The sequence below is a fragment of the Actinosynnema sp. NPDC023658 genome, from assembly GCF_040639995.1.
Taxonomy (GTDB): Bacteria; Actinomycetota; Actinomycetes; order Mycobacteriales; family Pseudonocardiaceae; genus Actinosynnema.
In genome coordinates, this window is record NZ_JBFAAX010000118.1 from 1 (window position 1) to 15,295 (window position 15,295).

Below are 15,295 nucleotides of genomic sequence, written 5' to 3' on the forward strand. Positions count from 1 at the left end.
GGTGTCGGCTATCGGCTCGCCGCGGTCGTTCAGCGAGGTGTTGCACAGCACCGGCACGCCGGTCGCGTCGTGGCCCGGCCGTTGGTGGCGGCTCAGCCGGCGGTCAGTTCCTCGGCGGTCTTGCGGGCGACGGCCTCCGCGTCGGCCACCGGGAACGGCGAGTCGGTGAAGAAGCCCTTGTCGTGGCCCTGGTAGCGGATGTTCCACACCACCGTGCCCTTGCGGACCAGCAGGTTCACCTCGGTGAGGTCGCCGGTCGAGTTCGGCAGGACGATCATCGCCTCGTCCCCGAGGCCGTCGATCGGCTTGGCCTGCTCGCCGTTGGCGTAGGAGGTGAAGCTGAGGTAGTTGCCGTGGGCCTGCTCGACGTTGCGGTCCTTCTTGTCGTTGAACGTGGTGAAGTCGTAGACGTGGAAGGTGAGCAGGCGCGGGTTGCGGCCGTCCTTGCCCTTGGTCTGCTCCCACGCGCAGTGGCTGTGCTTCATGCCCTTCTCGGCGTCGGTCGGCGCCTGGATGAGGCGGAAGCTGCTCACGTGCGCCTGTGACTTGAGCTCGGAGCTCAGCTCGCACTCCGGGATCGGCTGCGCGCCGGGACCGCCGCCGGGTTCCTCGACGTAGTCCAGGTACCTGAAGCCGAGGACGCCGGCCACCACGAGCACGACGACGCCGATCACGATCCCGGCGATCAGCCCGGTGCGCTTCTTGGCGGGCGGTGGTGGTGGGCCGTACCCGCCGGGCGGCGCGAACCCGGGCTGCTGGGTGCCCGGCTGCGGGAAGCCGGGTGGAGGTGGCCCGTAGCCGCCGGGCTGCTGCGGCCCTGCCTGGGGCTGTCCTGGCGGCGGCTGTCCGGCGGGCTGTTGTGGTTGTGGGGGCCAGTTCTGCGGGTACTGAGGGTTCTGCGGCTGGTGCGGGTTCTGCGGTGCGTTCACGGTTCCCCCCGTGCTGCGGTCGGTGCGCGCGAAGCAGTCTGCCGGCCACTCGATCGGGTACGCCGAGAGCATTGACAGCGGGTGGCTGCTTCGCGCTAAGATCACCGTGTTGTTCGAACAAGTGTTCGATAGACAGGTCGCCGAACTTCCCACGGCGATCCGCGCACAGGGGTGCGCGCGGATCAGTGGGAGGAGGGCTGGTGTCCAGGTCGGCAACGGCGACGCTGACCGCGCTCGGGGTAGGCGCGGCGGGCGAGCTGACCACGGCACCGGCTCGGACCCTGCCGGTTCGCGGGGAACTGGCAGGGCTCCTCCCGTGGGGCGGCCTGCGGCGGGGCAGCACGGTGTCAGTGCGCGGGGCGACATCGTTGCTGCTCACGCTGGTGGCCGCGGCGACAGCGGAAGGGTGCTGGGCGGCCGTGGTCGGCCTGCCGCGGTGTGGGGCACTCGCGGCGGCCGAGTTGGGCGTGGCCGTCCATCGACTCGCCCTGGTCCCCCGTCCTGGTCGGGACCAGGGCGAGGTCGAGAAGACCGTGGCGGCCCTGCTGGACGGGTTCGACCTGGTCGCGGTGGCCACGCCGGTCACCCAGGCGACCGCGCGCAAGCTCTCGGCCAGGGCCCGTCACCGCAAGGCCGTCCTGCTGCCGTTCGCCGTGCAGTGGCCGGGCGCGGACGTCGAGCTGACCGCCACCCCCGGCCGCTGGACGGGCCTGCACGCAGGTCACGGCCTCCTGTCCACCCGCACCGTCACCGTCGAGGCGACGGGCCGAGGCGCCGCCGCCCGCCCGCGCCGGACCAACCTGGTGCTGCCGGGGACCACCGACACCTCACCCTCACGTCCCTCCCTGGTCCCGGTGCCGACCACCGCCGAACCGCCTCCCACCGCGTCCGAACCGCCTCCCGCCGCCGACCTGCCGCCGTCCGCCGCCGGTTCGCACCACCCTGCCGAGGGCCCTCCACGTCACCCGGCCGGCCTATCGCGTCCCGCCGCCAGCCCGGCGCGGCCCGCCACCGGCCTACCGCGTCCTCCCGCCAGCCCGGTGCGTCCTGCCGCCGACCTACTGCTTCCCGCTGCCGCCCCGGCGCGTTCCACCGCCGACCTACCGCGTCCTCCCGCCGATCCGGCGCGGCCCGCCACCGGCCTACTGCTTCCCGCTGTCGACCCGGCGCGTCCCTCCACCGGTCCGCCTTTTCCCGCGACCGGCCCTCCACCTCCCACCACCCAGTCAGCCACTCCCGCCACCCGGCCGACCCCGCCCGCCACCGACCCCCGGCTCGTGGTCACCGGCTCCTCGCCGCGCACCACCGCCGAAGCGGTCTGACCCGTGCCACCCGCCCGCGAACCAGCTGAAGAGGTGAACCCCCTGTACACGCTTGCCGTCTGGTGCCCTGACTGGCCGGTCGTGGCGGCCTCCGCCGAGGCCGCCCTCCCGCCGCACGTGCCCGCCGCCGTCGTCAGGTCCGGTGAGGTCATCGCCTGTTCGGCCGTCGCACGGGCCGAGGGGGTGCGGCGCGGGACGCGTCGTCGCGCGGCTCAGGGGCAGTGCCCCGAACTGGTCGTCTTCGAGTACGACGAGGTGCGCGACGCCCGCCTGTTCGAGCCGGTCGCGGCAGCGGTGGAAGAACTCGCGCCCGGGATCGAGGTGGTCCGGCCGGGGCTGGTGGTCGTCGCCGCCCGAGGGCCGGTCGGGTACTACTCCTCCGCCGAACTGGCCGCCGAACGCCTGGTCGACCACGTCGCGGTCCGCGCCGGCGTCGAAGCACAGGTCGGGTTCGCCGACGGGTTGTTCGCCTCGACCCTGGCCGCGCACCGCGGGTGGATCGTGCCGCCCGGCCGGACCAGGGACTTCCTCGCCCCGCTCGCCGTCGACGAGCTCGACCAACCCGCCGAGCGCAACGAGGAGCGGGCCGCGCTGGTCGACCTGTTGCGCCGGCTCGGCCTGCGCACGCTGGGCGCGTTCGCCGCCGTGCCCGAACGGGACGTCGCCACCCGCTTCGGCCGCGCCGCCGTGCTGGCGCACCGGTTGGCGTCCGGGCTGGAGGAACGTCCCCGGTCACGTCGCCGGCCGCCGCCCGAGCTGTCGGTCACCCGCGACCTCGACCCGCCGATCGACCGGGTCGACGCGGCGGCGTTCGCGGCCAAGGGCCTGGCCGAACGCCTGCACACCGGCCTTGCCGACCGCGGCCTGGCCTGCACCCGCCTCGGCATCCACGCCACCACCGAGAACGGCGAGGAGCTGCACCGGGTGTGGCGCTGCGCCGAACCGCTGACCCCGCAGGGCATCGCGGACCGGGTCCGCTGGCAGCTCGACGGCTGGCTCACCCGGGCCCGCCTCCACGGGGTCGGCCCCACCTCCGGCATCCACCTGCTCCGGCTCGACCCCGAAGAGGTGGTCGACGCCACCGCCCTGCAACTGGGCCTGTGGCCGGGCGCGGGGCAGGACCAGGGCGAGGCGGCGGAACGGGCGGCGCGCGCGATGGTGCACGTCCAGGGCCTGCTCGGGCCGGACGCCGTGCTCACGCCCGTCCTCGGCGGTGGGCGCGGGCCGGTCGAACGGGTGCGGCTGGTGCCGTGGGGCGACGAGCGGACCCCGGCGGCGGACCCGGACCAGCCGTGGCCCGGTCAGCTGCCCGCGCCGTCACCGGCGACGGTGTTCGCCGAACCCGAACCGGTCGCGCTGCTGGACGAGTCGGGCGCGGACGTCGTGGTCACCGGCTACGCCGAGCTGGTCGTGCGGCCGCACCGGATCGTGCACGGCGGTCGGGCGCGACAGGTCGTGGCGTGGTCCGGGCCGTGGCCGGTGGACGAGCGCTGGTGGGACGCGGAGACCGCGATGCGCGGTGCGCGACTGCAAGTGCTGGGAACCGCGCCGGACGGCGACGAACAGGCGTTCCTGCTGATCCGCGCGGGCGGGAAGTGGGCGGTGGAAGGGGTGTACGACTGATGAGCGGTGACTTTCCCGAGCAGGACCGTCGTGGCTTGACCGAGTGGTGGGACGACAGTGACGCGGGCGGTCCGGGCGTCGACGTCCCGGAGCAGCGCGGGGGACCGGCGTACATGGTGAGCTTCGGCTGGCTGCCGTCGCAGCTGCCCCCGCCGTCGTCGTCGGCCTCGACCTCGTCGGTGTCGGCGTTCCCGATCCCGGCACCCCGGCGGGCTCCCGACGACCTGCCCCGCGGGGGCGGACGGCGCTGATGGGCTGGAACAACCCGCCGGTCCGCTGGTCGGAGCTGGAACGCGCGCTGTCCGGGAAGCCACCGGCCCCGGACGGCGGCGACAGCCCGGCGTGGACGCGGCGTCGTGACCGCTACGAGGCGCCACCGGACTTCGCGGTCAAGGTGGACGACCTCGGCGCGACCCGCGCCCGCGTGCCGTACGTCGAGCTGCACTGCCACTCCAACTTCAGCTTCCTCGACGGCGCGAGCCACCCGGAGGAGCTGGTGGAGGCGGCGCAGCAGCTCGGGCTGGACGGGGTGGCGTTGACCGACCACGACGGCATGTACGGCGTGGTGCGGTTCGCCGAGGCCGCCAAGGAGCTCGGTGTGCGCACGGTGTTCGGCACGGAGCTGAGCCTCGGGCTGTCCGAGCCGCAGAACGGCGTGCCCGACCCGGAGGGCGAGCACCTGCTCCTGCTGGCCGTCAACCGCGACGGCTACCACGCGTTGTGCCGCACGATCACCACCGGCCAGCTCGCGGACGGCAGCGAGAAGGGACGGCCGGTCTACCGGCTGGAGGAGGTCGTCGCGGACACCCGCGACGACTGCGTCGTGCTCACCGGCTGCCGCAAGGGCGCGGTGCGGCGGGCGTTGGCGCGGGAGGGGCCCGAGGCGGCGTTCGCGCAGTTGCGCCGGCTGGTCGACCTGTACGGCGCGGACCGGGTGTTCGTGGAGCTGACCGACCACGGCTACCCCGAGGACGACCCGCGCAACGACCTGCTGTGGGGGATGGCGCACGACCTGGGGCTGCCGACCGTGGCCACGAACGCCGTGCACTACGCCGTGCCCGCACGCGGTCGGTTGGCGGCGGCGATGGCGGCGGTGCGGGCGCGGCGCAGCCTGGACGAGATGACCGGCTGGCTGCCGCCCGGCCGCACCGCGTGCCTGCGGTCGGGGGAGGAGATGGCCCGCCGGTTCGCCCGGTTCCCCGGCGCGGTGCACCGGTCGGCGGTGCTCGGCCTGCAGTGCCAGTTCGACCTCAAGCTCATCGCGCCGCAACTGCCGCCGTTCGACGTGCCGCCGGGGGAGGACGAGAACAGCCACCTCCGCAAGCTGACCTACGAGGGCGCGGCCCGCCGCTACCGCTCGATCGGTGAGAACCCGAGGGCGTACCAGCAGATCGAGCACGAGCTGAAGATCATCAAGGAGCTGAACTTCCCCGGCTACTTCCTCGTCGTGCACGACATCGTCTCGTTCTGCCGGCGCAACGACATCCTCTGCCAGGGCCGGGGGTCGGCCGCGAACTCCGCGGTCTGCTACGCCCTTGGCATCACCAACGTCGACTCGGTCCGCTTCGACCTCCTCTTCGAGCGCTTCCTGGCGCCGGCGCGCGACGGCCCTCCCGACATCGACCTCGACATCGAGTCCGACCGCCGTGAGGAGGCCATCCAGTACGTCTACCGCAAGTACGGGCGGCGGCACGCCGCGCAGGTCGCCAACGTGATCAGCTACCGGGGCCGGTCCGCGATCCGGGACGTGGCACGGGCGCTCGGCCACTCGGTCGGCCAGCAGGACGCGTGGAGCAAGCAGATCGACCGCTGGGGCCCGCTCCGGTCCACCGTGGAGGAAGGCGGCATCCCGCGCCCGGTGCTGGAGCTGGCCGCCGAGCTGGAGAACTTCCCCCGCCACCTCGGCATCCACTCCGGCGGCATGGTCATCTGCGACCGCCCGGTCAGCGAGGTGTGCCCGGTCGAGAAGGGCCGGATGACCGACCGCACGGTGTTGCAGTGGGACAAGGACGACTGCGCCTCCATCGGGTTGGTGAAGTTCGACCTGCTCGGCCTGGGCATGCTCTCGGCCTTGCACTACGCCATCGGCCTGGTGCGCGAGCACGAGGGCGTCGAGGTCGACATCGGCAACCTCGACCTGGGCGACGCCCGCGTCTACGAGATGTTGCAGCGCGCCGATTCCGTCGGCGTCTTCCAGGTGGAGAGCCGGGCCCAGATGGCGACCCTGCCCCGCCTCAAGCCGCGGACGTTCTACGACCTGGTGGTCGAGGTGGCGTTGATCCGCCCCGGCCCGATCCAGGGCGGCTCGGTGCACCCCTACATCCGCCGCCGCAACGACCAGGAGGAGTGGGACTACGACCACCCGTTGCTGGAGGGCGCGCTCAAGAAGACCCTCGGCGTGCCGCTGTTCCAGGAACAGCTCATGCAGATCGCCGTCGACGTGGCCGACTTCAGCCCCGCCGAGGCCGACGAACTGCGACGCGCCATGGGCGCCAAGCGCTCCACCCACCGCATGGAACGCCTGCGCGAGCGCTTCTACGAGGGTGCCAAGGCCAACGGCGTCGGGCAGGAGCTGGCCGAGAAGATCTACGCGAAGCTGTTGGCGTTCGCCAACTTCGGCTTCCCCGAGAGCCACGCGCTCAGCTTCGCGCACCTCGTGTTCGTCAGCGCCTGGTTCAAGCTCTACCACCCGGCCGCGTTCTGCGCGGCGCTGCTGCGTGCTCAGCCCATGGGCTTCTACTCCCCTCAGTCGTTGGTCGCTGACGCCCGCCGACACGGCGTGCGCGTGCTCGGTCCCGATGTCAACGCCAGCCTCGCGCACGCCACCCTCGAACAGGTCGACGGCGAGCAGGCCGTGCGCATCGGGCTGGGCGGCATCCGGACCATCGGTCAGCAGGTCGCGGAAAGCGTTGTCGCGCAACGGGAAGCGGGTCCATTCCGGGACATGGCGGACTTCGGCGCGCGGGTCCGCCTGACCACCGCGCAGGTCGAGGCCATGGCCACCGCCGGCGCGTTCGGCTGCTTCGGCCTCGACCGGCGTGCCGCGCTGTGGTCGGCGGGTGCCGTGGCGAAGATCCGCCCCGACCGCCTGCCCGGCACGGTGGTCGGCACCGAAGCCCCCGCCCTGCCCGGTATGGACGAGGTGGAGGTGGCCGTCGCGGACGTCTGGGCGATGGGCCTGTCCCCGGACAGCTTCCCGACCCAGTTCGTGCGGGAACGGCTGACCGGTCTCGGTGCCCTGGCGACCGCGGACCTGGCCGAGGTCCCCCACGGCACCAGGGTGCTGATCGGCGGCGCGGTGACCCACCGCCAACGCCCCGGCACGGCGGGCGGCGTCACGTTCCTCAACATCGAGGACGAGACCGGCATGGTCAACGTCGTCTGCACGACCGGCCTGTGGGCCCGCTACCGCAAAGTCGCCCGGACCAGCCCCGCGCTGCTGGTGAGAGGCGTGGTCGAGTCGGCGGAAGGCGTCATCAGCATCCGCGCGGAACGCCTGCAACACCTGGACCTGCGCATCCCCTCCCGCTCCAGGGACTTCCGATGACCACCGCACCTTCCTCTGCCACCCCCGCCTCACCTACCGCCCGCCCGCAACGAGCCGGACTCACGGCGGAGAAACGGCTCACGGCGAAAACAGGGCTCGCCGCTAGCCGCCACCGGTAGCGCTGGTCGGCCGACGGCTACGCCCGGTGGGCACCGGCAGCCGCACCGGCACCGGCACCGGCAGGGGCACCGGCAGGGGCACCGGCACCGGCACCGGCGCGGGCAGTGGGCAGTGGGCGCGGGCAGTGGGCGCGGGCAGCCACCGATCGGCGCGGGCGGTGGGCGGTGGGCGGCGATAGGTGGTTGGCGGGCAGTGGTTGGCGCTGGATCGGTTGGCCATGATCGGCGGCCCGGTCAGGAGGTGGGGCTGAGGCCGTTCGGCGTCCGCTGGCTGCGAGTCCTCCCTGACCATCGCCCGCTGCCCGGACCCGCTGCCCGGACCCGCTGCCCGGACCCGCTGCCCGGACCCGCTGCCCGGACCCGCTGCCCGTCGCCAGCGGACTCGGCCCGTCGCGTCCGGCCTGAGTCCGCCGCTCGCCGCCAGTGCCCGCCGCCCCGGCCTGCGCACCGACCAGGTCAGTTGCCCGTGGCCGCCCGTGGGCTGCCGCCCCGAGAGTTCGCCGGTCCCTGCGCCCGGCCGTGGCGGGGGGAGCAGCGTTGAGGAGCGACGTCGGGGATCAGCGGAGCGGGCGGTGAGGTGTGGGTGGTGAGGCGGGAGTGGCTGGTCAGTGCGGGGAGTCGGCGTTGATCAGGGCTGGTCGGCTTTGGTGTAGGTGGTGAATACGACGCCGGTGTCGAAGGTTCTGGTCGACGCCTTGGCGAAGCGGGCCACGGGGAATTCGCCGGCGAACAGGGGGATGCCCTTGCCGAACACGACCGGGTGGATCTTGAGCACCAGCTCGTCGATCTCGGGCAGCAGGGCGGCGGCCAGCCTGCCTCCGCCGCACAGCCAGATGCCCAGCCCGGACTCGGCCTTCAACTCGCGGACCTTGGCCACCGGGTCCGACACCACCTCCACGTCGGCGGGGGTGGTGCTGAGCCTGGACGACACCACGTACTGCCGCAGGTGTGGATACGGACTCGGTAGACCTCCGGGCACTTGATAGGTGGCCCGACCCATGAGGACGGTGTCGAAGTTCTTGTTCGGCACGTCGATGCCCATCGCCTCACGACCCTGCGCGGGCAGCGTGTCCGGGTACTCCTCGAACAGGGCGGTCATGTGGTCGCCCTCGAACAGGAAGTCGCCGAACCCGCCCTTCGGGTCCGCGATGAAGCCGTCGAGCGAGGTGGCGACGAAGTAGGTCAGGTTTCGCATGGGGGTTCTCCTTCACGGGGTGTGCCAACCACTGCGACTGTAGTACTATGGGTGCAGTGGTTGTCAAGGAGGGATCATGGTGCGTAACCCGACCAGGCGAACGGCGCTGGTCAACGCGGCGATCGAGGTGCTGGCGCGCGATGGTGCCCGAGGTCTGACGTTCCGAGCCGTCGACCAGGAGGCGGGCGTGCCCAACGGCACCGCGTCGAACTACTTCGCCAGCCGTGACGACCTGTTGCGGCAGGTCGGTGAGCACATCCACGTCCGGCTCACCCCGGACGCGCAGCGGCTGGCCCTGACGATGGCCGCGCCACCGGACAAGAGCCTCGTGGTGCGCCTGCTGCGAGAGCTGCTGGAGCGGCTCCAGGTCGACCGCACGGGTTACCTGGCGCTGCTGGAGCTGAGACTCGAGGCCACCAGGCGCCCCGAGCTGCAGGCCGCGCTGACCAGGACGATCAGCGAGAACCTGGAGCAGAACGTCCGCTTCCACCTGGACGCGGGACTACCCGGCGACCGCACCACGGTGGTGTCGCTCTACCTGGCGATGAGCGGGCTGATGGTCGAGCACCTCACCCTGCCCGACGTGCTGCCGGAGGAGGAGATGACCGAGCTGATCACGGCGCTGGTCGACCGGACGTGACCGCACCCGACGCGCACCGGACGTGACCGCACCCGACGCACCCGCGCTGAAGATCGGCACCGGAGAGCGGCACCGGAGGCGCGAGCGTCCGAGTGCGAGGGCGCGTCAGCGGTCCAGCGGACCACCGATGATGGTCATCGCCACCACGATCACGGCGAACCCCAGCCCGGAGTACAGCAGCGCGTCCAGGCTGCGCCCCCGGATCGCGATCAACCCCGCCTGCTCGTCGGTCACCAGCACCCGCAGCAGCGCCGCGACCAGCAACGCGGCGCCGATCAGCACCGCGCCCTGCCGCCAGTGGTACTGCACGATCCTCAGCAGGCCGAACCCGACCAAGCAGAGCACCAGCGCGAACGGCAGGTGCTTGCCCGCCGCGGACCGCCAGCGCTGCTCCGGCAACAACTCCACCGCTTCCGCCTCAGGCCGTCGCCGCAGTGCGCTCGGCCGCCTCGACCGTGTTGGTGAGCAGCATCGCAATGGTCATCGGACCCGCGCCACCCGGGATCGGCGCGAGGAACCCCGCCACCTCGGCCACGGACGGGTGCACGTCACCCACCAGGCCGGCCTCGGTGCGGGTGATGCCGACGTCGACCACGGCCGCGCCGGGCTTGACCATGTCCGCGGTGATCAGGCCGGGGCTGCCCGCGCCCGCGACCACGATGTCGGCCCGCCGCACCTCGGCGGCCAGGTCCTTGGTGCCGGTGTGGCACAGCGTCACGGTGGCGTTCTCGGACCGCCGGGTCAGCAGCAGCCCGATGGGCCGGCCGACCGTCACGCCGCGACCGACCACGGTCACGTTCGCCCCGGACAGCGGCACGTCGTAGCGGCGCAGCAGCTCCACCACACCGCGCGGCGTTGCGGGCAGCGGCGCCTCGTCACCGAGCACGAGCTTGCCCAGGTTGACGGGGTGCAGGCCGTCGCCGTCCTTGTGCGGGTCGATGCGCTCCAGGATCGGGTTCGGGTCGAGGTGCCGGGGCAGCGGCAGCTGCACGATGTACGCGGTGCACGCCGGGTCGGCGTTGAGCTCGTCGATGACCTGTTCGAGCTGTTCCTGCGTGGTGTCCGCGGGCAGGTCGCGCCGGATGGACGTGATGCCGACCTTCTCGCACGCCAGGTGCTTGCCCCGCACGTACGAGTGCGAGCCCGGGTCGTCACCGACCAGCACGGTGGCCAGACCCGGCGTCACACCCCGCTCGCGCAACGAGGCGACCCGCGCGCGCAGGTCTTCGAAGATCGCGTCCCGGGTGGCCCTGCCGTTGAGGATCGTCGCAGTCACGGGCCTCATCCTCTCATCACCGCCGGGCGGGCAACGCGGCGACCACCACCGCCAGCAGCGTCAACGCCGTGCCGACCAAGGCGACCACGGACACCTGCCCACCTGCGGCGGGAGCGACCACGTCCACCGCCAGCGCGCCGACGAGCTGCCCCGCGACCTGGCACAGCCCCACCAGCAGGACGCCGAGCCACCGCACCGCCAGCACGGCCGAACCGATGGTGAAGATGCCGAGCGCGCCGCCCGCGTAGAACCACGGCCCGGTCGGCGCCTGCGCGGGCAGCCCACGCGCCACCACGTCCACCGCGCACACCACCAGCAGCACGGCCGTGCCGGTGGCGAAGTTGACCAGCGTGGTCACCCGGGCGCTCTGCGCCGCCTCGCGCACCAGCCCGTTCACGGCCTGCTGCCAGCCCAGACCGATCCCGCCCAGCGCGGGCAGCAGCGCCAGCCACAACGCCGACGGGTCGCCCGCCTCGTCCGACACGGCCACCGCGACCGCCACCACGGCCAGCGCCGCACCCGCCACCCGCGGCCCGGTCAGCGCCACCCGACCCGCCGGACCGATCCCCGCCCGGTCCACGAACAGGCTGCTCACGGCCTGCGCGCCCACCCCGGCCACGGTGAACACCGCCACGCCGAGCGCCGCGATGGTCAACCCCTGCGTGGACACGAAGAACGCCCCGCACGCCCCGCCGACGCACTGCCACCAGCGGATCCGCCCGTCCCGCAATGACGACCACAGCCGGGCCAACCCGGCACGTCCGGCGGCCGTCGTCGGCACACCCAGCAGCAACAGCGCCAACCCGCCGCCGAACGACACCAGCGCGGCCAGGAACCCGTCACCGAACACGTGCCCCAGCTCGCCGTTCAACCGCCCTTGGACCGCCAGGAACGCCCCACCCGCGAACGCGAGGAACCCCCAGACCAGCCGAACCCGGTCACGCAACCGGAACCGCCTTCCGCTCGCGGACCCGGCTCGCCAGGAGCGCGCCGAGCAACGCCGCCACCGTGCTCGCACCGGCCGCCGCGGCCGGTCCGGAGTGGTCCAGCAACGACCCGGCCAGCGGCAGCGCCGCCGCCGAGCCCGCCGTGGTGAACGTGCCCATCCAGCCGAACGCCTCGGCCTTGCGGTCCTCCGGCGAGAGCCCGCTGATCCGCTCGTTGTTGGCCGCGATGGCCGGCGCGATCGTCGTCCCTCCCACCACCAGCACCAGCCCGACCAACCACACCGGGGACGGTTCCAGCACCGGCGGCAGCACCAGGACCAGCGGCGCGACGCCCACGGCCATCAAGAGGATCCGCCGGGTGGGCCTGGCCCGCCCGACGAACCCGCCCACGACCAGCCCACCGGCCACCGACCCGACGCCCCACACCGCCGTCAGCACCCCGGCCATCGCGGGTCTGCCCAGGTCACGGGCCCAGGCGATGATCAGCATGTCGATCGACACCAGCGACGCCACCACGCAGAACGCCGAGGCCAGCGCCAACGTCAGCGACCCGTCGCGCAGCAGCATCCGCCCACGGCGCCCGACCTCGCGCACCACCGGCCGGTCCAGCCCCGCCCGCCGCAACGCGCCGCCGAAGCCCAGCGCGCCCGACACCGCCAGCGCACCGCACAGCCACAGCGCGACCTGCGCGTTCCACACCGCCACCACGGTCGCCGCCAGCGCCGGGCCGACGATGTACAAGGCCTCCTGCACGGACGCCTCGACGGTGAACACCGCCGACTGCGCCGGACCGGTCGCCAACCTCGGGAAGCTCGCCCGGCTCAGCGACGTCACCGGCGGCATGGACAACCCGGTCAGGAACGCCACCACCGCCGCCAACGGCCACGCCGGACCGGGCAGCACCCCGGGCAGCACGCCCAGCACCACGATGCCCACCCCGTAGCCGGACGACGTGACCAGCAGCAACCGCCCTGCCGGGCTCCGGTCGGCGGCACGGCCCCGCACCGGTCCCGCCACGCCCATGCCCAACGTCAACGCGCCGCCGACCACACCGGCCACGGCGTACGACCCGGTCCACCCGGCCACCAGGAACGACACGGCGACCGGCGTGCCGGGCAGGTGGACGCGGCCGATCATCGACCACAGCAGCACGGACAGCAGGTGGGGTATCGCGGCGAGTTCCCGGTATGGACGGAGCACGGTGACACTCTGCCCGGACACCCCGCGACGGGATGCCGAATATCCGTGGGAACCCACCGGCCTCGGTTAGCGTCAGCACCTCAGACGGCGCTCACGAGGGGACAGCTGTGACCGATCCGACAGGACGACGGGCCGAGCTGGAGGCACGCAACGCCGCCATGCGCGAGCAGGTCGACTCCCTCCTGGGCGAGCTGCGGGAGAAGACCGCCGAGCTGCGGGAGACCCAGGCGCAGGCCATGGCGATCACGGCGACCGCGGTGTCCAAGGACGGTGCCGTCCGCGCCACCGTCGACTCCGCCGGCGCGTTGACGTCCCTGGAGCTCTCCGCGAACGCCTTCGAGCGCACCACCCCCGACAAGCTGGCCCGGCTCGTCACCGAGACCGTGCAGCAGGCCATCGCGAAGGCGCGCACCGAGCTGAACGAGGTCCTGGCGCCCGCGCAGCAGGGGGCGAGCATCGACCTGTCGGAGATGCTGCCCGGCGTGCCGTCGCTGGCCGACCTCATCCCCCAGCCGCCCGTCGTGCCGCAGTCGTCGACGCCACCACGTCGACCCGCGCCGCCTTCCGACGATGACGACGGCGACAGCATCATGGACAGGAGTGGCTGGTGAGCGGCTTCGATGTCAGCGTGTCCGGCCTGCGCCGAGGCGCGGGCCAGTTCGGCGCGGCGGGCGATTCGCTGAACGGCGTGCTGGAGGCGCTGAACTCGGCGTTGCAGGCCGAGGGGCAGTGCTGGGGTGGTGACGAGTCGGGGCAGGCGTTCGCCAAGCAGTACGTGCCGAACTCGCAGGCCACGTTAGAGGCCTTCAAGAACCTCGCGCAGGCGCTTGACGGCATCCGCACCGGCGTGGAGCAGACCGCCGATGCCTACGAGGGTTCCGACCAGGGCAACGCGACCGGGATCTCCCGGACTTACTGAGGGGCACTGCGGTGGGTATCGAGATCCCGAGCGAGGTCACCTGGCTCTTCCCGATCGTGGTCGGGCAGAGCTGGCCGGAAGGTGACGAGACGGCGCTTCGGCGGATGGCCGACGCCTACCGCACGGCCGCGCAGGGCGTGAAGTCGGTCATCGACGAGGGCAACGGCGCGGCGTCGACCGTGTTCGCGAGCCAGACCGGCGAGGCCGTCCAGCGGTTCGAGGAGTACTGGAAGAAGTTCTCCGGCGGCGACGACTTCTACCTGCCGAAGCTGCAGAAAATCTGCGATCAGCTCGCGGAGAGCTGCGACAACACCGCGTTGGAGGTGGAGTACACCAAGCTGTCGATCATCGCGTCGCTGATCGCGCTGGCGATCGAGATCGCCGCGCTGATCGCCGCGGCGTTCGGCACGTTCGGCGCGTCGACCGCGGGCATCCCGATCGCGCAGCAGGCCACGCGGCTGATCGTGCAGTTCACCTTCCGGCAGCTGATCATCGCGATCCTCAAGGAGGTCGCGATCTCGGTGGGCATCGACGCGGCCATCCAGCTCGTGCAGGTGGTGCGCGGCGACCGCGAGTCGTGGGACTGGGGCAAGACGACCGAGGCGGCGGTCTCGGGTGCGGTCTCCGGGCTGGTCGGCGGTGTGTCGGGAGGCGTGAAGTTCCAGGGTGGCGGGCTGGCCGGGCAGGTGGCGGTCGGCGCGACGCGCGGTGCGGTCGAGGGCGCGGTGTCCACGGTCGGCACGGCGGCGGTCCTCGGGCAGGACATCTCGGCCAAGGACGTGCTGATGGGCGCGTCGGCCGGTGCGGTGTCCGGCGGGATCGGCGGGGCCAAGGAAGGGATCACCGTCGAGCCGCCGCGGATCAACGTCGGCGGGCCGGACGGCGGACCGCCGAACATCGGACCTGCTCCCGGTGGCGTGCCGGGTGGTTCCCCCGGTGGTGTGCCCGGTGGTTCGCCTGGTGGTGTGCCCGGCGGTGCGCACGGTGGTGTGCCGGGTGGGTCACCCGGTGGTGCGCCGGGCGGCAACGGTGGGCCTCCGGTGAGCCGTGAGGGCCTGAACCGTCCTCTGGCGGGGACGACCGCGACGTCGTCGGTGGCCGCCCCGCCCGCTCCCGGTCCTCGGGTCAGCGCGCCGCCTTCGGTGGGTGGGGACTCCTCACCGGGTGGGTCGTCGACCGGCGGCGGTTCTCCCGCGCCTTCGACCTTCGGCGGGATGCCCGGCGGGAGCCCCGCCGGGACGCCCGGTGGTTCGACCAACGGCACGTCCGGCGGGACGTCCAACGGGCGCGGTGGTGCTTCGGTGCCGACGTCGGCCGCCGGCGGTACCGCCGGGCCTTCGATCGGTAGCCGGCTCGGCGGTGCTCCTGCCGCCACCAGCCCGGTGACCGGTGGTGCGGTCCCCGGTGGCGCGGCGTCGAGCGGTTCCGCGCCGGGTGGTTCGGCTGCCGGCTCGACTCCTGGTTCCACTCCGGGCGGTTCCGCCGCCCGTGTCCCCGGCGGGATGCCCGCCGGCGGTTCGCTGCCCGGTGGGCCGGCGTCCACGCCCGGGGCGGCTGCTGCTTCCCCGACCGGGCTGG

13 protein-coding genes and 1 pseudogene are annotated in these 15,295 nt (G+C 73.0%); 8 read left to right on the forward strand and 6 right to left on the reverse strand.

Annotated elements, in window-relative coordinates:
• Positions 1-92: 92 nt before the first annotated feature.
• Positions 93-929, reverse strand: coding sequence for a hypothetical protein (locus AB0G02_RS15780; RefSeq protein ID WP_360794261.1), 837 nt, complete (start codon positions 927-929; stop codon positions 93-95).
• Between the two features lie 200 nt (positions 930-1,129).
• Between AB0G02_RS15780 and AB0G02_RS15785 the strand changes: the two genes are divergently transcribed.
• From AB0G02_RS15785 to AB0G02_RS15800, 4 genes are read left to right on the forward strand one after another with little or no spacing between them, the layout of a single operon-like run.
• Positions 1,130-2,251, forward strand: coding sequence for a hypothetical protein (locus tag AB0G02_RS15785; RefSeq protein WP_360794263.1), 1,122 nt, complete (start codon positions 1,130-1,132; stop codon positions 2,249-2,251).
• 33 nt (positions 2,252-2,284) lie between these two features.
• Positions 2,285-3,874: a DNA polymerase Y family protein gene (locus AB0G02_RS15790; protein WP_360794265.1), complete on the forward strand. Its 1,590-nt coding sequence runs from the start codon at positions 2,285-2,287 to the stop codon at positions 3,872-3,874.
• A complete protein-coding gene (locus tag AB0G02_RS15795; RefSeq protein WP_360794267.1) occupies positions 3,874-4,125 on the forward strand; it encodes a hypothetical protein in 252 nt (83 codons plus the stop codon). The genes AB0G02_RS15790 and AB0G02_RS15795 overlap by 1 nt, the downstream gene beginning before the upstream one ends.
• On the forward strand, positions 4,125-7,421 hold the full coding sequence (locus AB0G02_RS15800) for an error-prone DNA polymerase (protein ID WP_360794269.1): 3,297 nt from the start codon (positions 4,125-4,127) through the stop codon (positions 7,419-7,421). The genes AB0G02_RS15795 and AB0G02_RS15800 overlap by 1 nt, the downstream gene beginning before the upstream one ends.
• A 747-nt stretch (positions 7,422-8,168) precedes the next feature.
• Here AB0G02_RS15800 and AB0G02_RS15805 read toward each other — a convergent pair.
• Entirely contained in the window at positions 8,169-8,735 is a 567-nt protein-coding gene (locus AB0G02_RS15805) for a dihydrofolate reductase family protein (RefSeq protein WP_360794271.1), read from the reverse strand.
• A gap of 76 nt (positions 8,736-8,811) precedes the next feature.
• On the opposite strand from AB0G02_RS15805, the gene AB0G02_RS15810 reads away from it, so the two are divergent.
• Positions 8,812-9,375 carry a TetR family transcriptional regulator gene (locus AB0G02_RS15810; protein WP_360794273.1) on the forward strand — a complete coding sequence of 188 codons (564 nt, stop codon included), beginning with the start codon at positions 8,812-8,814 and terminating at the stop codon, positions 9,373-9,375.
• Between the two features lie 105 nt (positions 9,376-9,480).
• Here AB0G02_RS15810 and AB0G02_RS15815 read toward each other — a convergent pair whose 3' ends face one another.
• From AB0G02_RS15815 to AB0G02_RS15830, 4 genes are read right to left on the reverse strand one after another with little or no spacing between them, the layout of a single operon-like run.
• A complete protein-coding gene (locus tag AB0G02_RS15815) occupies positions 9,481-9,774 on the reverse strand; it encodes a DUF3017 domain-containing protein (protein ID WP_360794285.1) in 294 nt (97 codons plus the stop codon).
• 19 nt (positions 9,775-9,793) lie between these two features.
• Entirely contained in the window at positions 9,794-10,651 is an 858-nt protein-coding gene (locus AB0G02_RS15820) for a bifunctional methylenetetrahydrofolate dehydrogenase/methenyltetrahydrofolate cyclohydrolase (protein ID WP_360794275.1), read from the reverse strand.
• A gap of 16 nt (positions 10,652-10,667) precedes the next feature.
• Complete coding sequence (locus AB0G02_RS15825; protein ID WP_360794277.1) at positions 10,668-11,597, reverse strand: DMT family transporter; 930 nt, start codon at positions 11,595-11,597, stop codon at positions 10,668-10,670.
• The gene (locus tag AB0G02_RS15830) at positions 11,590-12,798 is read right to left on the reverse strand and encodes an MFS transporter (protein ID WP_360794279.1); all 1,209 of its coding nucleotides are present in this window, start codon (positions 12,796-12,798) and stop codon (positions 11,590-11,592) included. Before AB0G02_RS15830 ends, AB0G02_RS15825 begins: the two co-directional genes overlap by 8 nt.
• Positions 12,799-12,905: 107 nt before the next feature.
• Here AB0G02_RS15830 and AB0G02_RS15835 point away from each other — a divergent pair, with 107 nt between their 5' ends.
• The 3 genes and pseudogenes from AB0G02_RS15835 to AB0G02_RS15845 form a co-directional block, all read left to right on the forward strand.
• Positions 12,906-13,409 carry a YbaB/EbfC family nucleoid-associated protein gene (locus AB0G02_RS15835; protein WP_360794281.1) on the forward strand — a complete coding sequence of 168 codons (504 nt, stop codon included), beginning with the start codon at positions 12,906-12,908 and terminating at the stop codon, positions 13,407-13,409.
• Entirely contained in the window at positions 13,406-13,717 is a 312-nt protein-coding gene (locus tag AB0G02_RS15840) for a WXG100 family type VII secretion target (RefSeq protein ID WP_360794283.1), read from the forward strand. The genes AB0G02_RS15835 and AB0G02_RS15840 overlap by 4 nt, the downstream gene beginning before the upstream one ends.
• Positions 13,718-13,728: 11 nt before the next feature.
• Positions 13,729-15,295: pseudogene (locus tag AB0G02_RS15845) on the forward strand (hypothetical protein); the annotation flags it as partial.

Bases quoted from the DNA above. Each gene is read 5' to 3' on its own strand.
- AB0G02_RS15795 (WP_360794267.1), top strand. From the start codon at position 3,874: ATGAGCGGTGACTTTCCCGAGCAGGACCGTCGTGGCTTGACCGAGTGG.
- AB0G02_RS15800 (WP_360794269.1), top strand. From the start codon at position 4,125: ATGGGCTGGAACAACCCGCCGGTCCGCTGGTCGGAGCTGGAACGCGCG.
- AB0G02_RS15805 (WP_360794271.1), bottom strand. From the start codon at position 8,735: ATGCGAAACCTGACCTACTTCGTCGCCACCTCGCTCGACGGCTTCATC.
- AB0G02_RS15810 (WP_360794273.1), top strand. From the start codon at position 8,812: ATGGTGCGTAACCCGACCAGGCGAACGGCGCTGGTCAACGCGGCGATC.